At 45.3% G+C, this 26,265-nt stretch carries 20 protein-coding genes and 2 tRNA genes; 8 read left to right on the top strand and 14 right to left on the bottom strand.

Annotated elements, in window-relative coordinates; all coding sequences use genetic code 11:
• Window positions 1–3: 3 nt before the first annotated feature.
• Window positions 4–1,662 carry an electron transfer flavoprotein-ubiquinone oxidoreductase gene (locus ZX61_RS02310; protein ID WP_049843103.1) on the bottom strand — a complete coding sequence of 553 codons (1,659 nt, stop codon included), beginning with the start codon at window positions 1,660–1,662 and terminating at the stop codon, window positions 4–6.
• Between the two features lie 111 nt (window positions 1,663–1,773).
• On the opposite strand from ZX61_RS02310, the gene ZX61_RS02305 reads away from it, so the two are divergent.
• Window positions 1,774–2,526, top strand: a complete 753-nt coding sequence (locus ZX61_RS02305) for an electron transfer flavoprotein subunit beta/FixA family protein (protein ID WP_049843102.1) — start codon at window positions 1,774–1,776, stop codon at window positions 2,524–2,526.
• A 9-nt stretch (window positions 2,527–2,535) separates the two neighbouring features.
• Window positions 2,536–3,492, top strand: coding sequence for an electron transfer flavoprotein subunit alpha/FixB family protein (locus ZX61_RS02300; RefSeq protein ID WP_049843101.1), 957 nt, complete (start codon window positions 2,536–2,538; stop codon window positions 3,490–3,492).
• Window positions 3,493–3,528: 36 nt separating this feature from the next.
• On the opposite strand, the gene ZX61_RS02295 is transcribed toward ZX61_RS02300, so the two are convergent.
• The 5 genes from ZX61_RS02295 to ZX61_RS02275 all read right to left on the bottom strand — a co-directional run bounded on the left by ZX61_RS02295 (window position 3,529) and on the right by ZX61_RS02275 (window position 9,735).
• Complete coding sequence (locus ZX61_RS02295; RefSeq protein WP_049843100.1) at window positions 3,529–4,311, bottom strand: substrate-binding periplasmic protein; 783 nt, start codon at window positions 4,309–4,311, stop codon at window positions 3,529–3,531.
• Window positions 4,312–4,478: 167 nt separating this feature from the next.
• A complete protein-coding gene (locus tag ZX61_RS02290; RefSeq protein WP_049843099.1) occupies window positions 4,479–5,624 on the bottom strand; it encodes a dihydrolipoamide acetyltransferase family protein in 1,146 nt (381 codons plus the stop codon).
• Entirely contained in the window at window positions 5,621–6,604 is a 984-nt protein-coding gene (locus ZX61_RS02285; RefSeq protein WP_049843098.1) for an alpha-ketoacid dehydrogenase subunit beta, read from the bottom strand. The genes ZX61_RS02290 and ZX61_RS02285 overlap by 4 nt, the downstream gene beginning before the upstream one ends.
• Window positions 6,597–7,703, bottom strand: a complete 1,107-nt coding sequence (gene pdhA, locus ZX61_RS02280) for a pyruvate dehydrogenase (acetyl-transferring) E1 component subunit alpha (RefSeq protein WP_049843097.1) — start codon at window positions 7,701–7,703, stop codon at window positions 6,597–6,599. The genes ZX61_RS02285 and pdhA overlap by 8 nt, the downstream gene beginning before the upstream one ends.
• A 484-nt stretch (window positions 7,704–8,187) precedes the next feature.
• Window positions 8,188–9,735, bottom strand: coding sequence for an alanine/glycine:cation symporter family protein (locus ZX61_RS02275; protein WP_049843096.1), 1,548 nt, complete (start codon window positions 9,733–9,735; stop codon window positions 8,188–8,190).
• A gap of 739 nt (window positions 9,736–10,474) precedes the next feature.
• Here ZX61_RS02275 and ZX61_RS02270 point away from each other — a divergent pair.
• The 5 genes from ZX61_RS02270 (at window position 10,475) to ZX61_RS02250 (ending at window position 16,710) form a co-directional block, all read left to right on the top strand.
• Complete coding sequence (locus ZX61_RS02270; protein ID WP_049843095.1) at window positions 10,475–12,715, top strand: cytochrome c peroxidase; 2,241 nt, start codon at window positions 10,475–10,477, stop codon at window positions 12,713–12,715.
• A 197-nt stretch (window positions 12,716–12,912) separates the two neighbouring features.
• Window positions 12,913–14,913 carry a HAMP domain-containing methyl-accepting chemotaxis protein gene (locus tag ZX61_RS02265; protein ID WP_049843094.1) on the top strand — a complete coding sequence of 667 codons (2,001 nt, stop codon included), beginning with the start codon at window positions 12,913–12,915 and terminating at the stop codon, window positions 14,911–14,913.
• 134 nt (window positions 14,914–15,047) lie between these two features.
• A complete protein-coding gene (locus ZX61_RS02260) occupies window positions 15,048–16,403 on the top strand; it encodes a sensor domain-containing diguanylate cyclase (RefSeq protein WP_049843093.1) in 1,356 nt (451 codons plus the stop codon).
• Window positions 16,404–16,533: 130 nt separating this feature from the next.
• A tRNA-Gly gene (locus ZX61_RS02255) sits at window positions 16,534–16,608 on the top strand.
• Between the two features lie 27 nt (window positions 16,609–16,635).
• Window positions 16,636–16,710 (top strand) — tRNA-Gly (locus ZX61_RS02250).
• Window positions 16,711–16,723: 13 nt separating this feature from the next.
• On the opposite strand, the gene ZX61_RS02245 is transcribed toward ZX61_RS02250, so the two are convergent.
• From ZX61_RS02245 to ZX61_RS02210, 8 genes are all read right to left on the bottom strand, one after another.
• Window positions 16,724–17,689, bottom strand: coding sequence for a diguanylate cyclase (locus ZX61_RS02245; RefSeq protein ID WP_049843092.1), 966 nt, complete (start codon window positions 17,687–17,689; stop codon window positions 16,724–16,726).
• Entirely contained in the window at window positions 17,686–18,669 is a 984-nt protein-coding gene (locus ZX61_RS02240) for a response regulator (protein ID WP_049843091.1), read from the bottom strand. Before ZX61_RS02240 ends, ZX61_RS02245 begins: the two co-directional genes overlap by 4 nt.
• A 252-nt stretch (window positions 18,670–18,921) precedes the next feature.
• On the bottom strand, window positions 18,922–19,647 hold the full coding sequence (locus ZX61_RS02235; protein ID WP_049843090.1) for a substrate-binding periplasmic protein: 726 nt from the start codon (window positions 19,645–19,647) through the stop codon (window positions 18,922–18,924).
• A 160-nt stretch (window positions 19,648–19,807) separates the two neighbouring features.
• Window positions 19,808–20,725 (bottom strand): hydroxymethylglutaryl-CoA lyase, encoded by a 918-nt coding sequence (locus ZX61_RS02230; RefSeq protein ID WP_049843089.1) that lies wholly within the window; start codon window positions 20,723–20,725, stop codon window positions 19,808–19,810.
• Window positions 20,725–21,555 (bottom strand): enoyl-CoA hydratase-related protein, encoded by an 831-nt coding sequence (locus ZX61_RS02225; protein WP_049843088.1) that lies wholly within the window; start codon window positions 21,553–21,555, stop codon window positions 20,725–20,727. The genes ZX61_RS02230 and ZX61_RS02225 overlap by 1 nt, the downstream gene beginning before the upstream one ends.
• Window positions 21,556–21,559: 4 nt before the next feature.
• Window positions 21,560–23,167, bottom strand: a complete 1,608-nt coding sequence (locus tag ZX61_RS02220; protein WP_049843087.1) for a carboxyl transferase domain-containing protein — start codon at window positions 23,165–23,167, stop codon at window positions 21,560–21,562.
• Window positions 23,168–23,177: 10 nt separating this feature from the next.
• The gene (locus ZX61_RS02215; RefSeq protein WP_049843086.1) at window positions 23,178–24,347 is read right to left on the bottom strand and encodes an isovaleryl-CoA dehydrogenase; all 1,170 of its coding nucleotides are present in this window, start codon (window positions 24,345–24,347) and stop codon (window positions 23,178–23,180) included.
• Between the two features lie 66 nt (window positions 24,348–24,413).
• On the bottom strand, window positions 24,414–24,791 hold the full coding sequence (locus ZX61_RS02210) for a MerR family transcriptional regulator (RefSeq protein WP_049843085.1): 378 nt from the start codon (window positions 24,789–24,791) through the stop codon (window positions 24,414–24,416).
• 246 nt (window positions 24,792–25,037) lie between these two features.
• On the opposite strand from ZX61_RS02210, the gene ZX61_RS02205 reads away from it, so the two are divergent.
• Entirely contained in the window at window positions 25,038–26,249 is a 1,212-nt protein-coding gene (locus tag ZX61_RS02205) for an acetyl-CoA C-acyltransferase (protein ID WP_049843084.1), read from the top strand.
• The last annotated feature ends 16 nt before the right edge of the window (window positions 26,250–26,265 follow it).

Here is a 26,265-nt window from a genome sequence, read left to right as displayed (position 1 = left end):
TGCTTACATAGTTGTATAGTTAGGTCCACCGCCTTCTGGGGGCACCCAAGTTATGTTTTGCGATGGATCCTTGATATCGCAGGTTTTGCAATGTAAGCAGTTTGCGGCGTTGATCTGAAGCCTGCGTTGCCCTCCTACTTCGACCACTTCATAGACACCTGCGGGACAGTAGCGCTGGCTCGGTTCGTCGAATAAGGTCATATGGTGAGTAACAGGGATTTGTTGATTAGACAGTAATAGGTGGCAAGGTTGGTTCTCTTCATGAAACGTTGAGGATAGGTAAACCGAAGAAGGTTTATCAAAACTGAGCACGCCGTCTGGTTTAGGGTAGGCAATGGGTTTGCAACGGGATAACTCATGTAACGTGACATAATCAGCCTGATGGTCTTCAATATTCCACGCCGACTTGTTTCCCGTAAGTCTGTGCCAGATATTTTGCTCAAGCAAAGAGAGTGCACCGCCCACAAGTGAGCCATATTTATGTACCGCTCCTGGAAAGTTTCGGTGTTGGTTAAGCTCGTCGTATAGCCAAGAGTCAATAAACAGCGAGTGGTAGTCTGCTTCTGTATTTCTATCGTTTATTGCGTTGAATGAGGCTTGAGCGGCGAGCATTCCAGATTTCATTGCTGTGTGGCAACCTTTGATTTTGGCCGAGTTGAGTGTGCCAGCGTCACAACCAATTAATAACCCGCCAGGAAACTGCTGTTTTGGCAGTGAGAGCAAACCTCCTTTGGCGATGGCGCGTGCACCATAGGCGATACGCTCAGCCCCTTGTAGGAAGTGAGAGTAACGAGGGTGATGTTTAAGCCGTTGGAATTCATCAAACGGGCTGAGGTAAGGGTTGCTGTAGTTAAGATCAGTGATTAACCCAACAGAAACTAAATGGTCTTCAAGGTGGTAAAGAAACCCGCCCCCTGTGCTATCAGACTCACTAAGTGGCCACCCTGCTGAGTGCATAACTAAACCAGGACGATAGCGATCGTCGTTGTCTGGCAATTTCCAAACCTCTTTGATTCCTAGTGCATAATGCTGAGGCTGACTATATTGGGCCAGTTTAAAGTGGTTAATTAGGCGTTTGCCAAGATTGCCGCGTGCCCCCTCTGCAAAAATAGTCTGTTTTGCATTAAGCTGAATGCCTGCTTGGAAGGTGTTTTTCGGCTTGCCGTTTTTGTCGAGTCCCATATCAACGGTTACGATTCCGGTCACGGCTCCACTTTCGTCAAAGCATATGTCTTTGGCTGGGAAACCTGGGAAAATCTCTACGCCTAGGCTTTCTGCTTGCTGCGCAAGCCAACGACATAATTTACTCAAACTGATCACGTAGTTTTGGTGGCCATTTCTCATGGCAAGCGGTGTCAAAAACTCAGGAATTTGAATGTAGTTTTCCTTGGCGGTGAGGTAAAGGAAATCGTCGCACGAAACAGGTGTTAAGACTGGTGCATCGAGCCCTTGCCAATTTGGAAATAGCTCATTGAGCGCAGTGGTTTCAAAAACGGCACCTGAGAGTATGTGTGCACCGACTTCTGGTCCTTTCTCGACCACACAGATAGAAAGTGCTGCATCTTGTTGTTGGGATAGTTGAGCAAGTCGACAGGCAGCCGAAAGTCCCGCAGGGCCCGCGCCGACGATCACTACGTCAAAGTCCATGCATTCTCTTTCCATCTTTTTTGACCTTCAGTTTCAATTTAGTTGTCTGCAGTAAATATAGTTGCAGTTGACGTAAACGTAAACTTTACTAAGCTGAAACTACATACATTGTTCTCGGAGCGAGTAATGAAAGTTTTGGTAGCGATTAAGCGTGTAATTGATCCTTATACAAAAGTCAGAATTAAATCGGATGAATCTGGCGTTGAAACTAACAGCGTTAAAATGACCATTAATCCGTTTTGTGAAATCGCGGTTGAAGAGGCGATTCGGTTAAAAGAAGGTGGCGTCGCGAGTGAAGTTGTTGTTGTTTCAATTGGTCAAGCGCAGTGTCAGGAGCAGCTTAGAAGCGCGTTAGCTCTTGGGGCAGATAGAGCGATTCACCTTGATACAGAGAAAACGTGTCAGCCTCTTGTTGTTGCCAAACTACTCAAAGCTGTTGCGGCGCAAGAGGAGGCGCAACTGGTTCTACTGGGTAAGCAATCCATCGACAATGACAACAATCAGGTCGCGCAAATGTTGGCCGCTCTTATGGCATGCCCCCAGGCGACATTCGCATCAAACATACAGATTGAAAATGATAAGGCGATTGTGACGCGTGAGATTGATGGTGGCTTAGAGACGCTACAAGTATCGCTACCTGCTGTGGTGAGTACTGACCTGAGATTAAATGAGCCGAGATATGCGTCGCTACCTAACATCATGAAGGCGAAGAAAAAACCATTAGATGTCGTCGATGCGGAGTTTCTTGGAGTCGAGATAAAATCTTCGCAGCAGACGCTACAAGTCTTTGCACCGCCGAAGCGAGAAGCAGGCGTTATGGTGGCTAGTGTTACTGAGCTTGTCGACAAACTTAAAAATGAAGCGAAAGTCATTGAATAGGGGATAGCAATGAGTGATATCAAAGTATTAGTGTTAGCACAGCATGATAACCAGACCCCGAGCGCAGATTTTTTAGCCACGTTGTCGGCGGCAAAATCGATCATTGAGTTAGCAGGGAGCGGTTCGGTCGATGCTCTGGTTGTGGGCTGCAACTGTAACAATGTTGCACAGTTGATTAAGCAGTCGTCCTTGCTAGATCGCGTTCTTGTCGCTGATAACGTATGCTATCAAGATATGCTTGCAGAGAACTTTTCTGAAGTCGTAAAGCAAATTGGTGTCGAATACAGCCACGTGTTAGCGCCTGCCAATACGTTCGGTAAAGATCTACTGCCTAGGGTTGCTGCACTGCTTGATGTTGAAATGCTGTCAGATGTGATGGCTATGGAAAGTACTGATACAGTAGTACGACCTATCTATGCAGGTAACGCATTAGCCAGAGTTCGCTCGGAAGACTCGATAAAAGTGATGACGGTACGTTCGACGGCATTTGATAAAATGCCATTGGATGATGGTGGAGCAGCCCAACTGGTGACTCTTGAGACCATTGTCGCCAGCCAAGGTACTCAATTAGTAAGCCGAGAAAGCGCGCAGTGTGACCGACCTGAATTGTCCAGCGCAAATGTAGTCATTTCTGGAGGCCGAGGGTTAGGCAGTAAAGAAAACTTCGCTTTAGTCGAAAAATTAGCCGATAAGTTAGGTGGTGCAATTGGTGCGTCTCGGGCGGCGGTTGATGCAGGTTTTGTTACTAACGATTTACAGGTAGGGCAAACGGGTAAGATTGTTGCGCCTAACTTGTATATCGCGGTAGGAATATCAGGGGCAATTCAACACCTCGCAGGTATGAAGGATTCAAAAGTCATCGTCGCGATTAATAGTGACCCTGATGCCGCTATTTTTGAAGTTGCAGATTATGGTTTAGTCGGGGATCTATTTGAGATTTTGCCCGAATTGATCGAGTCCGTTTAGGGCTCTTTCTCTTTCTCTTTCCCTTTCCCGTAATGACTACAAATACTTGAGATGCTCATTGAGTAAAGACTGCAGAGTGCCGTTTTTTCTAATTATCTTTAATCCTTGATTGAATTTTTCGATCAAAGACGGGCTATTTGGGTTGTTAATCGGCAGTAGCAAGTGGAGTGAATTAACAAATAGGGGCTGTGGGTGATAGGTGATGTTTGCCTTTTCCGACCCTAGCCCTTCTTGCTTAATAATCAGGTTAAAATGTGTTGTATAGAGTGGAGCGAGATCGATGGCTCCGGAAACAAGTTTTATCACATTATCAGTTTCATCATGGACGCGCTCAACGTTAATCAATTTCGTTTTCTCGGCATTTTCAAAGTCCTGCCCATAGTACCCACCAATCAGCGCACTGATCTTGTATCCTTGCAGATCTTTGACCGTGTCCCAGCTGAAGTTTAACTCTTTGCTATGAAAGAGATGGGCGTTTATTTCATAAACAGAATCACTGATCAGAAAACTGCTCTCATGCTGAGGATTGTACTCCCACAACGCTGTTGCATCGAACTGACCTTGAGCGGCAGAATCTAAAGCTTCTTCCCAGGTGGATAAATGCTCGTACTCGACGTCGATATCAACCTCAGCAAATGCTGCGGTGACAATTTGGGTGTTGATTCCGTATCCAGGCAGCTCTTTGGAATGATAGGGGGGATAATCACTACCAACTGAAATGGTAAGAACTTGATTCGAAAACGAGGAAAAAGGAAGCAGCGCTAGTGCAACTAAAAGAAACGGGTTAATTGGATTGTAGACACTTTTTATCAAGCCCATCTACCTAACACTCCCAGAGGTCGATATCCATAATCATAGCTGTTGTTTTTCAACTAACAAAAGTTTAGATGTCCCTAGGGGGCGGGACAAGTCGATGGTGGTGTGATTTGGTTTATAGTGAGTAGAGAGCACGACGATGAAAGTCGCGCTCAGAAGTGTAGGCCAAACTAACCTTTGGGTTTCTGCAAGTGTTCGACAAGCTTCTTAGTAAACCTTGCAGCCTCACCGCCAGTACAAGCTCGGTGGTCGAACGTGATAGATAGTGGCATGACTTTGACCGATATTGGTTTGTCACCTTTCATCACTACACGTTCAATAATGCGGCCTGCTCCCACGATGGCAACTTGCGGTGGAGAAACAACCGGAGTGGCGAAGATACCTGCTATTGCACCAAAATTAGAGAGTGTAATAGTTGCATTTTGTAGGCTTTCTCGACCGATTTTACGTTCTCTAATGCCTTTGACGGTGTCATCAAGCCATTGACGAACTTGATTGCCTTCAAATTCATCTGCGTGTTTAAGTACTGGAACATAGAGTCCGTGGCTACTGTCAACGGCAATGCCGATATTGACCCTACTATGTACGCAGCGGGTCATCGTTTCGGCATCAAACCAAGCATTGAGCGCGGGTTCTTCCTGACAGGCGTAAACGACCGCTTTAATCAGTCGACCAGAGATATCTTCGTTCGCTAGCCAGTCGCCTAAGTTTGCTTCCTCAGTTATGGTGACAGCAGCAACATGATGATGAGACTCCGACATGGTTGACACCATGGTTCTGCGCGCACCTTTGAGCACTTCAGTCCCCGGGCTTTGTTTGCGAGCCTCGTTGTAAATATCACTATCGTTGATCATGCCGTTAGGGCCCGTTCCTTTGACAGTCTTGAGTTCTACACCGAGTTTTTTGGCTAGGAGTCGAGCTGAGGGAAGTGCTGTAATGAGTTCATCAGCGGAAGGGTTATGTGTGCTCCCAATCCAAAAATCATCGACATCGACATGATGAGCCGCTTGCGAAACGTTACCCACGACAGTTGCGGCATCTTGTTGTTTTGCTTGACTCACCGTCGAGCCGACCAGCTCAGGTTGCTCTTCTATTTCTAGTAGTAGAGCACCAATATTGATTACATCGCCTGCCTCGCCATGCCGACTGACGACGACACCAGAGTAGGGAGCAGGGACTTCAACCACAGCTTTGGCGGTTTCTACGGTTAAGACAACTTGATCGAGCTCGACAGAGTCGCCGACGCTAATGTGCCATTCAACGATTTCAGACTCGGCTAATCCTTCGCCTAGGTCAGGTAATAAGAAGCTTTTCATTTCCAACCCTCCACCAATTCTCGCGCAGCTAGCACGATATCTTGCTCTTGAATCATGAAGTAATCTTCATTGCGGTAATAAGGCATTATGGTATCCATTCCAGTGATTCTCCGTGGCGGAGCTTTCAGTAGACACATGGCGTGTTCGGCAGTTCGGGCGAGAATTTCAGCGCCTACGCCACAAGTACGACTTGCTTCATGAACGACCAGCAATCGACCGGTTTTTTCCAATGATTTAAGTATCGTGTCCATATCTATTGGTTTGATCGAGGCCAAATCAATGACTTCAGCTTCAATTCCTTGAGTGGAGAGTGTTTGAGCGGCTTGCAATGACTCAACAACGCAGGCCCCCCATGTCACCAAAGTAATGTCTCGCCCTTTTCGTAAGGTAAAGCAGGTATCGAGTGGAAGGGCTTCTCCGCTATCCACAACTTCAGATTTAACGGTGCGGTAAATACGTTTAGGCTCAAAGAACATGACAGGGTCATTGCTACGAATCGAAGCGAGAAGCAGTCCATAAGCTCTTTGAGGGGAAGAGGGAATTACGACCTTAAAGCCAGCAGTATGTGCAAATAGAGCTTCAACACTTTCAGAGTGATGCTCTGGTGCGTGAATGCCGCCACCAAAAGGCGCTCTAAACACTGCAGGGCAGGTTAATCGTCCACGAGTTCGGTTGCGCATTCTTGCAGCGTGGCACATTAAATGTTCCATTGCAGGAAATACAAAGCCTTGAAATTGAAACTCAGCTACGGGACGTAAACCTTGGCTTGCCATCCCGACAGCAACCCCGCCAATCAGCGCTTCTGCGAGAGGAGAGTCGATCACTCTTCTTAAGCCAAACTTCTCTTTTAGCCCTACGGTAGCTCGGAATACACCACCGTTATCGCCAACATCTTCACCAAGAACAATCACGCTTTGGTCCTTGTTCATTTCATGATGCAGTGCAAGGTTGACTGCTTCTACTAACGTCAACTCAGCCATGTTTGCCTCCTTGCATTCGCATTGCTTTGTTGATCAGTATGTCTCGCTGCTGGTTTAACTCAGCAGGAGCGTGTTCATAAAGATAATCAAATGCACTTTCCGGCGCCTGTGGTGGAAGGTTCATGTAGTGGTCAACGGCAATCTCGACTTGCTCTTTACACGCTAACAGCCAAGTTTCTTCTTGAGCGTCGCTCCAAGCGCCTTGATTGATTAAGAAGGTTTTTAACCGTTTGATAGGTTCGAACTGCCACGCTTGGTTGAGCTCATCGTCACTACGATAGCGGCTTGCATCATCAGCGGTTGTATGGTCACTGAGCCTATAGCTGACAGCTTCAATTAGGGTTGGCCCTTTGCCTTTTCTTGCTCTATCCAAAGCTGCAAGTACGGTGTCATAGACAGCGACCACATCGTTGCCATCGACGGTCACGCCATGAATGCCAGCGCCTTTCGCTTTGTCAGATAAAAACTCAGCGGCGGATTGAAGTGTTCTTGGCACAGAGATTGCCCATTGATTGTTATTCACCACAAACACTAATGGCAAGTTCCAGGTCCCTGCGCAGTTAATGCTCTCTAGGAAATCCCCTTTCGATGTCGCACCATCCCCACAAGTGACTAAAGCGGCATGATGTTGGTTTTCAATTTTGAGCGCTGATGCCACGCCAACCGCATGAGTACATTGGGTCGCGATAGGCACGCAGAAAGGTAAGTCTCGACAATGCTCAGGTGGTTCACCGTTGGTCGGTGTGACATGAAAGTCACTGCCTCGTTCGTCACCGCCCCAGTATTGGAGATTTTTTTCCATAGGGATGCCACGAACCCACATGGCGGGCATATCGCGGTAATAGGGAATAAACACATCACGTGGATGCATGGCGTGGCCAATAGCGACGCCGTAAGCTTCAGATCCCAAGTGAGAGGGGTAGGTGCCCAGTTTCCCTGTTCGTTGCAAGGCAACCGCTTTGTTGTCATACGTACGGGTGAGAACCATATCCTTATAAAAGGCGGTCAAGGTTGTTAAGTCTGCCCATGCTGGCAATTGATTTAGCGACACACCTTGGTGGTCAATAAAGCGCAACATGGGTAGTGTCTGAACATTCATTACTATCTCCTCTATGTTCCCATAAGTGGATCGCACCTAAGAGAAACGTGTTTTGACTCTGCAACCATGTTTCGGTACTTAGAGCCAAGATAGATACCTAAATTTCATACAACTTATTTTCGTAAACTAAAACAACCTGCTGAGGTTTGGAGCCGTTACGCTCTTTTAAGCTGCGAACTTAAGATAAACCAGAGATCAATTTCAGTTATTACGCTTAAAGATAAGTGTAACCAAAATGTTAAATTTCGCCTGTTTGGAGCGGGATGTATGAGTAAAGCTGAGCTTACAGTCGGCAAACAAGAGGAGAAAAATGTCAGATATGTTCAAAGCGTTTGTTAAAAACTAGAGATTTATACTTTTGAATGAAGGCTTAGTGGAATATTGGTTTGCTAGTTTAGAGCGGAAAAATGTTTAAATAAGCGGCTATCAGATAATAAAACAGCAGACCTAAGCCTGCTGTTTATGACTGACTCCAACGAGTGGTTTACTCGGGTTGTTCAGTAAGTTTAGTTTCTTGTTGTACTTTGTACACCTTGCCAGCGTTAAAGCGCTCTAGGTAATCTGCTAAGTCACGCTTAACTTCTGGTACTAGGATGTATAGACCGACGATATTCACAAGCGCCATAGCGAAGATCATTGCGTCAGAGAAGTCGATAACTGGGCCTAGGTTCATGGCTGCACCAATCACAACGAAGATACAGAATTTCACCTTAAAGATAAGTTCAGCGGTTTTGCTTTCACCGAATAGGTAAGTCCATGCTTTCAGACCGTAGTATGACCAAGAGATCATGGTCGAGAAAGCGAACAGAACAACGGCAATCGCCAGAATGTAAGGGAACCAGCTAATTGCACTACCAAATGCCGCTGAGGTTAGTTCAACACCTGCCAGGCCAGTGTCTGTATCTAGGTAACCTGTAATGATGATAACCAGTGCTGTCATGGTACAAATAACTACAGTATCGATGAACGGTTCTAGAAGAGATACAAAGCCTTCAGACATCGGTTCTTTAGTTTTAACTGCTGCGTGAGCAATTGCCGCTGAACCAACACCCGCCTCGTTCGAAAACGCAGCACGCTTGAAACCTTGGATAAGCACACCGATGACACCACCCGCAATACCTTCACCTGTGAACGCACCGTTAAAGATGGCGCTGAAAGCATCATCAATACGGTCAAAGTTCATTAGGATGATAATAAGAGCGGCACCAACGTAGATCGTTGCCATGAAAGGAACCACTTTCTCGGTTACCTTCGCAATAGACTTGATACCACCGATAATAACGATACCTACAATAACCGCTAGGATTAAACCAAATAACCAACCCTTGTCAGCGAAGAATGACGCATCACCGCCTGTTACGCCAACAACTTGTTTGAACGCTTGGTTCGCCTGGAACATGTTACCGCCACCAAGAGAGCCACCAATGGCGAATACAGAGAATAGAACAGCTAGTGTACGACCAAATGCAGCATTACCACGCTGGGCCAGACCTTTGCTCAGGTAGTACATTGGGCCACCGGATACTGAGCCATCTGGGTTGGTATTGCGGTATTTTACACCGAGTGCACATTCTACAAATTTGCTCGACATACCAAGCAAGCCCGCAAGAATCATCCAGAATGTCGCACCGGCACCACCGATAGACACAGCGACTGCCACACCAGCGATGTTACCCAAACCCACTGTGCCTGAAAGGGCAGTGGTAAGAGCTTGGAAGTGAGAAACCTCACCGTCTGCTTTTGCTTTTGGATCAGAGAATTTCCCCGATACCAGTTGAACTGCATGCTTGAAACCACGCACGTTAATGAAGCCTAAATAGAAAGTAAAAAAGCTAGCTGCAACAACTAACCAAAGAACAATCCATGGTACCTGTACGTCAGTAAAAGGGAACGGAATAGTCGAAAAGATCATTCCTACAAAAGGGTTGACGATAGGTGCAACGACTTCGTTGATTTTGTCATCCAAATTGGATGCTGCAGCGCTACCTGCAAATAGACTCGCCAAAATGGCTAGCGAAATACGCTTTGTCATGCTTTTCCTGCCTGTTAATAGGTGTTTATATGAATAATATTTATATGATGCTGTGTTTTGTTACATTTATGTAACGATTGCTATTATTCATTTTATAAATACGTAAGCAACATCTTTGGCGGAAAATATGATCCAGCAAACAATTCTGATTTTTACTAACTTTATGCAGTCATTTTGAACTTATTCACTAGGTTACTGATTATAGTTGAAGTAAATGATCGCTAGTATCTTAGTAAATTAGTCGGATATTTGGCCGTGTTGGCAAATATATAAAACTGTGTGATTACTAAATGACCAGTAAAACATGACGCATAATGCAACATTTTTAGACTAAATGGTGGTTATTCTTAAATAGTGAATCACTATTCAAGAAGTGAATGTTTTTCTGACTGAGAACCAAAACGCGCTGGGAGGCTAACTTTGTCAAAAGTTTAGTATTCACTAATGTTGCACGAAAAATTTGTGATCACTTTGTTTCAAATAATATTCATTGTTCTTAAGTACTGCTTTGGTTCTAGGTGTCTATCAGTGATTCTGTAAGGTTGTAGGTGTGGTTTGTTAAAAAGGTGTTAACCCTGCGTTAACCGTCGCTACTTTAAACTTGGCTTCTATCGATCTCAGTTGGGCATCAGGTGCCTAACTTTCGGCTCCCACATAATGTGGAGTGCTCCATGAGTTTTATCGGGATAGATGTAACTCACACACATGACACCTTGCTGGTGTGCAAAGGAATTGGATGATGAAAGCCACCTATTATTTTTCGATACTGACATTTGTTTTATCTATTTCAACACAGGCGTTGGCCATACCCATACCAGATGATCTGGATAGCGAACTTAGTAAACTGATTTCCCAGCATAAGCTTACCGGTGATCCAAACACGGGGTTGGACATTCCCGACATAAAGTCAGATGAAGTTAAGCTTGGTAAATTGCTCTTTTTTAGCAAGGCATTGAGCGGCAACAAGGACGTTGCCTGTGCCAGTTGCCACCACCCCTATCTAGGAGGGGGGGATGGCCTATCGCTTCCCGTTGGGACCTTAGCAGAACAACCAGATTTGCTAGGCCCAGGGCGACGAACAAGCACTGGTCAGTTTTACGTGCCTCGAAATGCGCCAACAGTGTTCAATGCCGGGCTATATAAGAGAAGCTTATTTCGTGATGCTAGAGTTGAATTTGTTGATTGGCTAAACCCTAGTCTTGGTATCAGCACACCTGATGTCGCGTATGGAGAAGCTGATCCCAATGCAGGGGACACGCTACTTTCGGCGCAAGCAAGGTTTCCTTCTATTACCGAAAGTGAGATGCGAGGCTTTGACTTTATGGTCGGTGAATCTAATCAAGCAGTGCGCACCCATTTGGCTGCAAGGATTGGTGATTATGATAACGGTCAAGGAGAGTTGTTCAATAATCAGTGGCTCGAGCTGTTTACAGCAGCTTATGGTCAAACTGGAGATCCACGAGAACTGGTCACTTTTGCAAATATTTCCAAAGCACTTTCGTCATATCAGCAATCGATGAACTTTACTGAAAATCCTTGGAAACGCTATGTAAAAGGAGATAAGTCGGCGCTGACGACATCGCAAAAACGTGGCGCTTACCTCTATCTGTTTATGCCACCACCTCCTTCTGATGGGGGTAACGAACCAGAATTTCTTCCCACCCAATGTATTGGTTGTCACAATACCGACAACTTTGCCCAAACCAAAGACTCAAACTATCATAGCTTGGCCTTTCCACAGATAGGTCCGGGTACTGGACAAAGTGGAACTGAAACCAGTGATCTTGGTCGTATGCATCGTAATGATAGTGAAAGTGATATTTACAGCTTTAGGTCTGGCACTTTGCTCAATATAGAGGTAACAGGACCTTTTGGTCATGCTGGAAATTACGATACGTTAGAGGAAGTTATAGAACACTATGATGATTATCACAGTATTCTCGACCAATATATTGACAATCAAGGATGGTGTTTACAACCGCAGTTCAAAGACTTAGAAAACTGTCAGTCTCTATTTCCTGATACTCGTCATCATACCGATGAGGCGGCTAAGATCATCGATGATGAAATCTCAGATGGAGCGCCAGTTTTACAAAAGCTTAACCTTACCCAGCAGTCTAAAGATGACTTAGTCAACTTTCTTAAGGCTCTGACGGACCCTTGTGTCAAACAGGCCGATTGCCTAAAACAATGGATACCTCAACCTGAAGAGCTTGACCCTGATGGTCTGCAGTTACGCGCGGTCAATTACCAGGGGGTACCACTTTATCTGCCGAAAAAGTGTCGTGAAGGGGACACAATTCAATCGGGAGGAGAGCTTAAACAGGATCAAGGAGAGTGCATCTCTGGTATTAGCCAACACTTTTATTTTGATGTAGAAAAAGATAACACGACGGTTTACGTCAGCACTCGTGACGGGCAGGGCGAAATTAAGCTTTACTATCACTCACAAGATTGGGCGTCGCCAGCGAACGCTTTCGCTCAATCAACAGGGAAGGGAACCGAGCAAGTTTTGGTTATCACGGCGAACAAAGGCCGTCACTATGTCAGCGTCATTGCACAGCAAGCCTATCAGGGAGTCTCTATCGCAATGGGGTCACACAGCGCGCAAAAAGAGTATACAGAGGAACCCACACCAATTGTGGATCAATGCCTATCTCAACCAGAGAGTAGCGTGCAGGAACTAAAAAGTGCAATCCCTGTCTGTATTGGGGGGGACTATGCGTACTTTTGGGTGCAGATTCCAAAGGCTAACTCCAAATTGGAACTGCGTACTCAGCATGGAGAGGGTAATACAGACTTGTTCGTCGCTCCTTATTGGCCAACCCCAAACCAGTTTGCATTCTCCTCAAGCAATGAAGGCAACCAAAAATACTTGAGGATCGACTCACCACCGGTCGGCTGGTATTTCATTCTCGCGAAAGGGCATGGCAATACTCGAGGTGTGACGATACAAGCCGATATATCGACTATTAACTAACCCCAATTGCCAGGTAGAGTGTCATCCGGCGCTCTACTTGTTGTTAACTTAAGGGCTGCAAAGGGATATTGAATGAAGGTATTACTTGATTGCCGACTAGCCTTCTAATACAAAAGTTTTAAATAACCCAACACATATATTTAACAATAATGTCCAAAACGCTATAGTAAGGGTTGATAAATTATAGGAGTTAAAGGATGAAACTCACGATATCAGGGAAGTTACAGCTGAGTTTTCTGTCGCTTGCAGTACTTTTTATCGTTTCTGCGTTGTTTATATATCGCAGCTTAATTACCGTTGAAACACATACCGCGTCGCTATTAAATCGGGATCTCCCCACTGTTGATGCAGGGCGTTCTATTCAACAATCAATTCACGCTACTGTTTCCTCGCTTAGAGCTTACATGCTACTTGGAGGAAATGAAGTGACAGGTGAAAGCGAAAAAGCGAAGCTGGACCAATCAATTCTAAAAGTTGATGAGTCTTTACCTACTCTAGAGCCATTATTGGCGCAAGAAAGCTATCAACAGATCCTCTCTCAGTGGATGTTAGTGACACAATCATTAAATGAAATCGCTGAACTTAGCCATAGTGATGACAACCTTCCTGCCCACTCTTTGTTTATTAATGAAGCGGCTCCTATCGCTGAAGTGGCGCTTGATCAGCTTCAAGGCCTAATTAATGATGAAGCGGGCAACAAAGAGGGAGGTGAGCGAAAACGCTTGTTCAGGCTCTATGCAGACAGTTATACCTCTCTTGCCAACGCGCTCTCTTCTATGCGTGACTTTCTTCTATATGGCAAACAGGAACACCTGGACAAGTATCAGGACTTTTTAAAGTCTCACGCTAAATCTGTTCAAGAGATCGAATCCAAGGTTTCCTTACTATCAAGTAGTGATCAAGGTTTATGGGATCTATTCAAAGAGATGCAACAGCTCTATTTTCCATTGGCGGATCAAGTGGTTGAGCTACGACGCTCGAGCGACTGGAATATAGCCAACCAAAAGATGGCTGATGAACTGGTTCCAGCAGTGACGGCGCTTAATTCGAATTTAGACTCACTCATTGACCAACAGCAGGCGATTGCAGACCAAAGTGGTCAGGGGATTTTCAGCTCCGTGACCAATGTTATTTCGTTGTTGGTTGCGTCCATTGCCATTGTTTTGATAGTTGCTGCGACAACTGCACACTTTATGGGTAAGAGTATTGGTCGCCGAGTTAAAACGATCTCTCAACGTGCTGAATCTATCGCCAATGGTGATGTATCACAGGTTGCGCTATCAATCGAAGGGAGCGATGAGTTGGCAAGTTTGACCGGCTCAATCAATAAGATGAATGATGAGCTAGCAGCCATCGTTAAAGGTGTCAGCAATAAGGCTTCAACCGTCAGTGACAGTATGAATGCTCTGCTTGGTGCGAATGCCAAAACAGTGCAGCAGGTTGAAAGTCAGAAGTCCACGATGGAACTCGTAGGGCATCAAGTAACGGATGTGAGCCATTCCGCGACCGATACCGCAACGCAAGCGGAACAATCGGCGAGTAAGCTATTAGAATCTCAAGCGCAAATCGAATTGGGTTCTCAAGCGCTAGACCTCAACAAAAATACCGTTGGTTTACTCCACGCTACGATTGAAAAAGCCAGTGAACAGGTCGATGCGCTAAGTAAAGAGAGTGAAGCGATCGGTCGGGTGACAGAGGTTATAGAAGGCTTAGCCGAACAGACCAATTTACTTGCTCTAAATGCTGCGATTGAAGCCGCGCGAGCCGGTGAGTACGGGCGAGGTTTTGCAGTTGTCGCAGACGAAGTTCGCTTGCTTGCGACAAGAACCACAGAGTCGACTACTGAAATAAACAACATAGTGAATGCGATTCAATCGTCGACAGCAGCCGTAGTGGGGGAGATCGATAAAAGTAAGTCTTTAGCCGAAGAAGGGGCTAAGCATACTGAACAAGCCTATGGAAAGTTAAGTTCGACAACGCATCAAATCGACGAGCTTAATCAACAGATGCAAGAATTGCTAAGCTCTGCACAACAGCAGTCTCAGGCGACTGATGAAATTCAATCATTAATGAATAAAGTCATTCAGTCAGTGGAAGGTGTCGCAGAGATATCGCAGTCTTCGTCTGAGGTTTCAAATCAAGTTCGAGGACAGGTTGACGAACTCAATGGGGAGATGAGTCGTTTTCAGATCGCGTAGCGATTACTTATTGAGTGATGTCTCACTCTTAAGCCTTAGCAACATCATTTGATCGAAGTATCATCTACACCTAATATATTAGTATCATATAGCTCAATAATGGTTTTATTGAGCTTATTTTTTTAGGGATAAGCGTGTTTCGAATCTTCGTAAGCCTATTGGTTTTGCTGGTTTCTTGTTGGGTGAAAGCCGAGCAGACGGACAAGCTTATTATTGCAAACTCAAAGGCTTGGAAACCCTTTTCATTTCTTAATCATAAGGGCGAGCCCGAAGGTATTTTAATCGACTATTGGCTTGAATATGGTCGCAAGAACAATGTCGAAATTGAGTTTCTGCTCGTTGACTGGCAGGCTTCTCTTGATGCAGTCAGAGATGGACAAGCTGACATTCATGCCGGCCTACTCTGGTCTGAACAACGTGATAGCTACTTGGATTACGCTCCAGAAATACTCTCCATTGATACTCAGCTGTATATCAGCCAGGTATTAATTGGCACCAACCTTGATGAATTTATGCTAGGTGACCACCAACATAAAGTTGGTGTGGTTGCTGGTGGCTATGAAGAAGAATTTACTCGACGGCATTTCCCTAATCTAAATTTAATCAGTTACTCAAACAACCAACTGATGATACAGGCGGCATTTAATGGCGAACTAGAGGCGTTTGTCGCGGATCTACAAGTTGCGAACTTTTATCTATTTAGTAGTGACGAACCGCAACGGTTTGTCGGCGTTAGGCATTTTTACTCGGGCGATCTAAGAGCCGCTGTTCGAGAAGGTAATACAACACTGCAACAACAAATAACCCGTGGAATCAATGATTTTGGCAATAGCAATAAACAGCAAATCTTCAATCGTTGGATGTATGTCAATACGGTTTATCCGGATTATTTACTCCCAGTTGCGGCGTTGATTATTGGGGGCGCGACATTTTGCTACATAGTGGCACTAAATTTAACGGTCAAGGTGAGAACAAAAGCGCTTGAACAAGCCAATGCAGAACTGAAAAAGCTCTCTGAAACAGATCAGCTCACCGAGTTGAGTAATCGACGCCACTTTGTTATCGAATTTCAAAAAAGGCTTAAGGGTGGAGGTGAGATTGCGGTGATGATTTTTGATATCGATGATTTCAAACGCATCAATGATAACTATGGCCATCAAGCCGGAGACCTTGTGATCAAGAGCGTTGCCCATGCCGCGAGACGAGCCCTTTCAGATGATCACTTGATTGGTAGGATTGGTGGGGAAGAGTTTGCTGTTGTACTAAGTGGTACAAGCTATGAGCAATCCGTAGTCGCTGCTCAAAAAATATGCAGTGAAATTCGTAAGGTTAAACTACGTGAAGATGAAGAGCGAAGCGTGACCGTGAGTTTGGGCTGCGCCTACTACCCAAATACAGACCTGAATCAATCCCTATCTGATGCTGATCATTTGATGTATCAGTCAAAGACAAATGGTAAAGACAGAGTCACAGCAGAAGCCTTTAGTTAGGCTTAATTGAACGTAAAAACAACAAACCGAGGCCAAAGTGGTGCGAACTTCACCACTTAACCATAATATAGAAAGAAAACGCTTTTCTTTTCAGTTATCTGTGGCATATTGAATCTGTCTTCACGATGATGCGTGCATCGTATAATGGCTATTACCTCAGCCTTCCAAGCTGATGATGCGGGTTCGATTCCCGCTGCACGCTCCAAGCCTTTTTAGGCTCAAACATCTTAATGCGTACTTCGTATAATGGCTATTACCTCAGCCTTCCAAGCTGATGATGCGGGTTCGATTCCCGCAGTACGCTCCAAATTTTCACACATTTACCTAATCAAAGCTGGGTCAAAGATCGTCGAACGATTTCTTCCGGTTTGTTTAGAGAAATAGAGTGATTTGTCTGCATGTTCCAACCAAGTTAAATGACTGGTTTGATAGGGCGAAAGTTCACATACGCCAAGGCTCACCGTATATTTCACCGAGTGCTGTTCGTAGTCGACGTTCGCTTGTTCTATTCGCTTACGTAGTCTCTCAGTAAAGTAGAGTGCCTGAGTTGCACAGGTGCCAGGCAGAAGAACAGTAAACTCTTCACCGCCGTATCTACCGCAAATATCTGACTCGCGAGAAGCTTTCTTTAGCTCATTTGCAGTATGACGAATGACTGCGTCTCCTACAGTATGACCAAAGGTATCATTGACTCGTTTAAAGTGGTCGATATCAAAGATAACAAGAGACGATGTTGATCCCGTTATTTGGCAATGTTCAAACTCCTTCTGCAAACAGCTTTCCCAATAGGCTCGGTTGTATAGCTTGGTCAGGCCGTCTGTTTTACTAAGGTCAGACAGCTTTTGATTGGAGTCTGTCAGGTGAATTTTATTTTTCGCGATATCGCTGACGTCACTAATGATGATACTGACGTGAGACACTTCTCCGTTAACAGAAGTTAACGGAGAAAAAGTAATATTTTGATGCATTTCCTTTAGCCCGTTTGAAATAGGACTAAAGTTTATAAACTTAAAAAGAAACGGGCGATCTTCCCAGCAAGAAAATCCTCTGCTGTTTAGGGTAAATGCGGCACTGACTTTGCCGCGAAGCCATAGTTCAGGGAGTCCATCGATGGTGTCAAAAAGTGTTTTGCCGAGAATTTCATCTGCGCCGATACCACTATAAGATTGCATAAACGTATTCCAGACACAGACTTTGTACTCTTTATCAATGACGATCAGCCCTGCGTCTAAATCACCGAGGATTTGCATTATCCAGTGTAAATCTTCTATATTTGTGGACTTCATAACACACTCTCTAAAATATCTTCTATCGCGTTTAAAGACTCGTAATCCATCAAAAAGATAATGTCACAGGCAATATCTAAGTTCTCTGCTTTATAAACAAACTCGATAGTAAAAATATCTTGCTCATAGTCTTTTAGAAACTGGTCGCAAGCTAAAGAGACTTGTAGTAGCTCTTTTTCCAGAACGATGGGTTGGCGCAAAGAAATCGCAATGTCTAACTGCTTACTAAAGGAGTTAAGAAATGAAGACACCAGTAAATTTGACAGATCTAAAATCACTTCGTTGACTGAGCTGCCAACGGCATCCTCTTCCGTACTTACCAGCAACTCAAAACCAGAGCCATGCAAACATACCAAGGCTTCTCCATTGATGCCATTGCCAACAAAGCGTTGAGAGACGGCACGAGATTCAGAATTGTTGACGATATCTTGCACTGTCATGGTTAATTCTGACTGATGTAAAGAGGCGACATTTGGTAAGGGCATTTCAATAAATCGGCCCATCTGTTGTGAAATAAGAGAGGCACTTGCCCCAAGCGCCACGTTGCTCATTTCGCGGATTGCAGCCATTAAATCAATCGGTTTGTGGCTGTGTTTATTGGGTCTGATATCCGTGTTGCGTAGAGGTAGTTGGTAGTATTCAAATAACGAAACCAAATCAGACGTCACAAAAGGCTTTTCGATAAAATGTTTGGCCCCCAAATCTTTGCAGCGGGACTTTGCTTCCAGTTGGATGTCACCCGACACAACAACCACTTGTGTTGGGTAATGGTTCACAGGCACCGATGCCAATACTTCAAAGCCATCCATAACGGGCATGGTAAGATCTAAGAAAAGCAGATCAATATCATGCGTCAACATGATTTCAAGCGCTTCTTTTCCGTGTTCAGCTTGATGAATGGTGAGATTGGTCGAAGGAGCAATTCTGCCGATAATCGATTTGCGAGCAATAACCGAGTCGTCACACACTAAGATCTTCATTGTTGTAATTCGATAACCTGTTACAGAGTGCCACTTGGATTGCGAATGAAAAATCACACCGATATTGTGACGTTAGTTCAAATATTATTGATGATAGTTAACATATTTATCTTGATGATTTCACGTGGTTTTTAGAAAGCAGACCGAAAAGTTGGAGGTTAGACACAGATTCTTGAATCAAGAGATCCTTATGTCGAGTTAATGCAACGAATATGTTGATCAATAATTAGTGAGATGCGATCTCCACTTTGGTTACTCGTATTTTTTGAGAATTGTAGTAATTCGGCCAGATTGTTGTAGCTTCTGAAGTCCTATATTGAACGCAGAAATGATGCGTTCTTTGTTTGGATGATCATGGCTTATCGCGATATACAAAGGGTTTTCAGCTAGAGGATTATCAATCAATGAAAAGTCATTGATATCCAAATTGTTGTGTTTTACAAACCAGCGGAAAAAGATCTTGTCCGCAACCAAAGCATCAATTCGTTCTGCTTTCAGCTTCCTTATATTGGTTAATAGATTCTCTGCATCCAAGCGATCAAAATGATTCGACTGCATAAAGTCGTCGTCATAGGCGTAGCCACGAAGCACCCCAATCCTTTTTCCTTTTAGGCTTGCTAATCCTGTGTATTCAAAGGCATTCCCTTTGAGTGAGATAAAAATTAATGAATTGGTTAGGTACGCATCACTAAAATACAGGTATTCAAGCCTTTCACTGCTCTTCCATACGGTGAGCGCAATATCATAGCGTTGGGTCGCCACTTCTCTTAAAGCCCGGCTCCATGGTTTGATCGTGTGTTTAAGTTTATAACCCTGAGCCGCAAAAGCTTCTGATATGATGTCGTGAGCAAGCCCTCTAACTTCATGAGAGTCAATCACGTAGGGAGGCCATTCATCTTGTATTGCCCAGACGACATTAGCTTGTACCTGCACTGACAGCATCGACAATATGATTGCAATGATGACTTTGACCTTCATGGTTCTATCTCTTTCAATCAACTTTTGATAAGTGTAGCCAATAAGCGGTCGGTTTGTGCTCTACAATGCGGGTCACACAATGACCTACCACGTGTTCAGGATATGACTCGAGCTTCAGAATGAACTCTAGTCACCATGAAAGTCCATATAAAGCAGTGGCTTACGGTAGTGGGGAGGGTGGGCTCGCAAGCGATACCTTTGACGTGGGGGCCTTATTGAGTTGTTGGCAGATATACCAAGCGATGATTATCATCTTGTTTAAGTCGATGCCTGTTTCGATCCCTAAGCCTTGGCAAAGGTAAAGTACATCTTCAGTGGCGACATTGCCTGCTGCCCCTGTGGCATAGGGGCAGCCACCTAAACCAGCGACACTCGAATCGATCGTTGAGACTCCCATTAGTAACGCCTGGTACAAATTAGCGAGCGCTTGACCATAAGTATCATGAAAATGTGCAGCAATCTGCCAGGGGCTGACGTCCGCCAAAATAGCTTCGAGCACTCTTGCTATGCCAAGCGGCGTTCCTGTACCCAACGTGTCGCCCAAAGAGACTTCATAGCAACCCATATCCAACATAGTTTGCGTAATGTTGGCGACCTGCTGAGGGGCAGTCGCGCCGTCATAGGGACAATCGACAATGCATGACAGATAGCCCCGCACAGGCAACTTGTATTTGGATGCCAACTCTATCACGTCTTTAAAGCGCTCTAAGCTCTGCGAGATAGAACAGTTGATATTGCGCTGACAAAAACCTTCCGATGCAGCGGTGAAGACGGCAACTTGGTCAACTCCACTGTCGATGGCGGACTCTAAACCACGAATATTAGGCGTTAGGGCGGAATAGGTGAGACCTTGTTGGCGTGATATTCTTTTAAACACCTCATTGGAGTTCGCCATTTGTGGTATTTTTGACTCAGAAACAAAAGCACCTGATTCGATCTGTGAGACTCCGGTCTGAGAGAGTCTATCTATCAGCTCAACCTTAGCGGCAATTGGTAAAGTGGATTCATTTTGAAGTCCATCGCGAGGGCCAACTTCGACTATTTTCACCCTTGGTGGTAGCTTAATGCTTGTTGCCATCATTTCTTTTCACCACTACTAAGGTTATTCCAATTGGGTGCACGTTTTTGTAGGAACGCCGACAAACCTTCTTGACCTTGAGGTGAGACACGAATATCTGCGATCAGCTCACTGGTATAGCTTTTCATCGACTCATCAATGGGGCTGTGATGGCAATGATGACAAAGTTTTTTTGCTTCAACCAAAGCGTGGGGGCTATGTGCCAGCAGTGGTGTTAGCCAAGTTAGCGCCTGATTTTGAAGATTGTCAGAGTGTGAAATTTGATGAACGATATTGAGCCTGCAAGCGGTCTCGGCATTAATTTTTTCTGCAGAGAGCATGTAACGGCGAGCATTTCTTACCCCCATTGCACGTATCACGTAGGGGGCAATGGTTGCAGGCACAAGTCCTAGCCTCACTTCACTTAAACAAAATGCGGCATTGTCACTGGCAATGACCATGTCACAGCAGCAGATAAGCCCGAGAGCACCACCAAATGCGCTGCCCTGTACGACAGCGACAGTCGGATGTGGGAAACGATCTAGTTTTTCAAGCAAAGTCGAAAGCTGATAGGCATCGAGCTGGTTTTTTTGTTGGCCCTTCGTTGCCATAGAGCGCATCCATTCAATGTCTGCGCCTGCCGAAAAGTGTTTTCCTTGGCCTGCAAGTATCAGCCCCCGTACCCGCGGATCAGAAGAAAGGGTATCTAGGTGAGTGATCAACTGAGCAATTACCTCGGCATTGAACGCGTTGGCGCAGTCTGGACGGTTCAACACTAAGCTTGCAATGCCATTTTCATTTAATTGCACTAAGACATAGTTAGGTTTTGCTTTGTTGCGATTTTGCCTCATTTCATCACATCCTGAATATTCCGAAGTGGCTCTCTTCAATAGGTGCGTTTTGAGCGATTTTAAGCGCATGAGCTAACACGCCACGGGTGTCTTTCGGATCGATGATGCCATCATCCCATAGTCTGGCACTGGCGTAGTAGGGGTGCCCTTGAGCCTCATATTGGTCAAGAATCTCATCGCGAAACTGCTGTTCTTGCTCAGGATGCCACTCTTTCCCCTGTCTTTGCATAACGTGTTGTTTTACCTGAGTTAAGACTCCAGCCGCCTGTTCGCCACCCATGACAGAGATCCGTGCATTAGGCCACATCCACATCATAGTCGGCTCATAAGCCCGGCCACACATGCCATAGTTTCCAGCGCCATAAGAACCACCGATAATGATGGTAAACTTAGGCACGTCAGCGCATGCCACAGCCATGACTAGCTTAGCGCCGTTTTTTGCAATACCCCCTTCCTCGACTTTTTTTCCAACCATAAATCCAGTGATGTTCTGCAAAAAGAGTAGTGGGACTTTCCGTTTGGCGCACAGTTCAATAAAATGCGCCCCTTTCTGAGCCGATTCAGAAAATAGAATGCCATTGTTTGCCACAATCCCAATCAGGTGGCCTTCAATGCGGGCAAAGCCACATACTAGTGTGGTGCCAAACAGTGACTTGAACTCATCGAACTCTGAACCATCTACAATGCGCGCGATAACTTCTCTGACATCAAACGACAAACGCAAATTAGCACTCACCACACCATAAATTTCTTCCGGCGCATATTTGGGAGGGATTATGTCTCCCAATGCATGCTTGTGAACTGATAGTAGGTTGGTGTTAGCAACGGCTTCTCTCGCTAATAGCATGGCATGGTGTTCATTTTCTGCATAGTAATCAGCAACACCAGATTTCCTGCAATGGACATCAGCGCCTCCAAGCTCTTCATCTGTCACTATTTCACCTGTCGCGGCTTTCACAAGTGGTGGACCTGCTAAAAAGATAGTTCCTTGTTGTTTCACCATGATTGCAACATCGGACATTGCAGGAATGTAGGCGCCTCCAGCGGTACAAAGGCCCAGTACAACAGCAATCTGAGGTATTCCTTCGGCTGACATGCGCGCTTGATTGAAGAAAATCCGCCCAAAGTGCTCTTTATCTGCAAACACCTCAGCTTGATGCGGTAGGTTGGCACCACCCGAATCGACCAGATAGATACAGGGCAATTGGCAGCGTTTAGCGATCTCCTGTGCCCTTAGGTGCTTCTTCACTGTGAGCGGATAGTAGGTGCCACCTTTGACTGAGGAATCATTCGCGATCACCATGCACTGTTGACCGTTAATTTGCCCAATACCCGCGACGACACCTGCGCATGGAACATTTTCTTCATAGACTTGCCACGCTGCGAATTGAGCGATTTCAAGGAAGGGGCTGTCGTTATCGAGTAGCAGCGTAATGCGTTCACGAACAGGTAGTTTTCCCTTTCGGAGTTGATGCTCTAGTGCTTTCTCACCGCCTCCTTGTTTAATAGTGGCAATATCCGAACGCAACTTCTCGACCAAGATCTCCATTGCAGAGAAGTTGTCGCTATACAGTGGTGCGTCTTTTTTAATTTTTGACCTTATTGCTGGCATCGTGACCTCATTAACGGGTTTCTTCAAATAGCTCGCGACCTATGAGCATGCGACGGATCTCCGACGTACCGGCACCAATTTCATACAGTTTTGCGTCTCGAAGCAGTCGTCCCGCAGGGAACTCGTTGATATAGCCATTGCCACCAAGAAGTTGGATTGCATCTAGTGCAATCTGAGTAGCGAGTTCAGCACAATAGAGGATAACTCCGGCTGCATCTTTACGACTTGCATGCCCTCGATCACACGCACTTGCAACAGTATATAGGTAGGCACGAGCGGCATTGGTTCGGGTGTACATATCAGCGACTTTGGCCTGGACCAATTGGAATTCGCCAATCGATTGACCGAACTGCTTTCTGTCATGGATGTAAGGAATAACCAAGTCGAGGCAAGCTTGCATAATGCCAAGTGGGCCAGCGGCGAGCACAACTCGCTCGTAATCTAACCCGCTCATCAATACTTTTACGCCCTTATTCACTTGGCCTAAAACGTTCTCTACTGGTACCTCGCAATTTTCAAATACTAGCTCACAAGTGTTTGAACCGCGCATACCCAGTTTGTCGAGTTTTTGTGCGTGGCTAAAGCCTTTGAAATGCTTCTCAACAATGAATGCAGTAATACCTTTTGATCCTTTATCTGGTTCCGTTTTCGCATAAACGACAATCACGTCTGCATCTGGGCCATTAGTGATCCACATTTTGGAGCCGTTAAGCAGGTAGCGATCACCATTTAACTCCGCCTTAAGCTGCATACCAACGACATCCGAACCTGCATTGGGCTCGCTCATTGCCAGTGCACCAATGTGTGCACCTTCGATCAGTTTTGGTAGATACTGAGCACGCTGAGTGTCATTACCATTGCGAAAGATTTGGTTAACACACAAGTTTGAGTGAGCGCCGTAGCTGAGCGCAATAGATGCTGAAGCACGGCTGATTTCTTCCATTGCAACTACGTGAGCAAGGTAGCCCATTTGAGCGCCATCGTATTGCTCGCTGACTGTGACACCCAATAAACCCATTTCACCGAATTTCGGCCATAAATGATTGGGAAAGCTATTGGTTTGGTCAATTTCAGCCGCGAGAGGGGCAATATGTTGTTGGGCAAATCCACACACATGTTCACGTAGTAGATTGATGGACTCACCTAGGCCAAAATTTAGCGGGGTATACTGAGATAACATAACGCCTCCGAGCGAATGGTTTAAACCAGTCTTTACTAAAAGTGACTCGAAGACGTTTAAGAAAGGTTAGCTTACTTGGCTTGTTACTAATGCTTGCTCACAACGCTCACGTGCAATGTTTAAATCATCAAGCATATTCTTAATGTCATCGAGCTGGCGCATAAGCACCGCTTCTTTTTCATCAATGATCTTCAGCATTTCAGTTAGCTGAGTATTTCCTTGATGAGTATCGTAGAGTTCAAACAGTTCGCGAATCTCCGCCAAAGAGAACCCTAGTCTTTTTCCTCGTAGAATTAACTTGAGGCGGGTTCTATCGCGCCGGTTATAGATACGCATGCTGCCTTTACGCTCTGGTTGAATTAGCCCCTCATCTTCGTAAAAACGTATGCTTCGCGTAGTGATGTCGAATTCTCTTGCCAGATCGCTGATTTTATATTTTTCCACTGAGACTCTATTCCTAGTTAATTCATTCTTGGGGTCGTTGGTTGATTCAGAATTGGCTGGATCAAATCAATTGCTAATAAGTTTATTTTGTTTCTTTACGTTTACGTAAATGTTAGTGCTATGCTTACGTAAACGTCAAGAAATTAAGTTGAGCCGATTTAATGGGATGACACAGCAGCCATTAAAAAGCTCTTGGATGAGAATACTCACCGTTTGGTTACAGAGCTACGTCAAAGAGGGTGGCGCATGGAACAAAAAGAGATTTGGATAGTGTCAGCGAAACGCACTCCGATGGGGAAGTTTCAAGGTTTGTTGGCGGAATACTCGTCACCCCAACTGGGTGCATTGGCGATTCGGGGGGCGCTTGAGCAGGCGGGCTTATCACCAAGTATTGTTGAAGAAGTGTATATGGGGTGTGTATTACCAGCAGGGTGCGGTCAGGCCCCAGCAAGGCAAGCTGCACTTAATGGTGGATTAATAGCCGAGACACCTTGTACCACGGTGAACAAAGTCTGTGGCTCAGGAATGAAGTCGGTCATGCTCGCATACGATTTGATCAAACTGGGCTCCATCCAATGCGCACTAGCAGGGGGAATGGAGAGTATGACCAACGCCCCTTATCTGCTGAAAGACTCACGCAGTGGGATGCGAATGGGTCATAAAAATACTTATGACCACATGTTCTTAGATGGACTGCAAGATGCCTACGAGGGTGAGCTTATGGGCGTTTACGGCCAGCAAATCGCCGATAAATTGCAATTTACCCGCGAGCAAATGGATGAATGGGCGACGCAATCTGTTCAGCGTGCTGTCGCTGCAGACAACCAGAAAATGTTTCGTGATGAACTGGTTGAAATAGAGCGTAAGAATGGTGATTTGCTTGCTTATGACGAGCAGCCACGCTCTATCGACGTAAATAAAATCCCAAATCTTAAACCTGCTTTTGCCAAAGAGGGCTCTATCACGGCAGCTAACTCTAGCGCAATTTCTGACGGTGCTGCGGCTCTGATATTGATGGAAGCCGATTATGCCAAACAGCAAGCAATCAAACCCCTCGCCATCATAAAAGCGCACGCTAGCCATGCTCGAAAACCTGCAGAGTTTACGATTGCCCCTGTATATGCCATTGAGCAACTGCTCTCTTCCCTAGATTGGGAAGTTGAAGATGTCGATCTTTGGGAAATCAACGAAGCCTTTGCTGTCGTCACTCAGATAGCTGTCAAAGAGCTTCATCTTGATAGCAGTAAAGTCAATATCAAAGGAGGCGCTTGTGCTTTAGGGCATCCAATTGGTGCAAGTGGGGCACGAATCTTAACCACTCTAATTTATAGCCTCAGACAGTTACAGGCCTATGGTATTGATGGTGATGCTACAAATCGTAAATCAATGAAAGGCGTGGCTGCAATTTGTATCGGTGGTGGTGAAGCAACCGCGATAGCTATCGAGATCCCAGTCTAAGAGCCAACGCAAAAGG

It is taken from the genome of Vibrio sp. VPAP30 (genome assembly GCF_001188205.1).
Classification (GTDB): Bacteria; Pseudomonadota; Gammaproteobacteria; order Enterobacterales; family Vibrionaceae; genus Vibrio; species Vibrio bivalvicida.
Note: the sequence above shows the minus strand (reverse complement) of the source record. Positions and strands in the feature narration are given on the sequence as shown.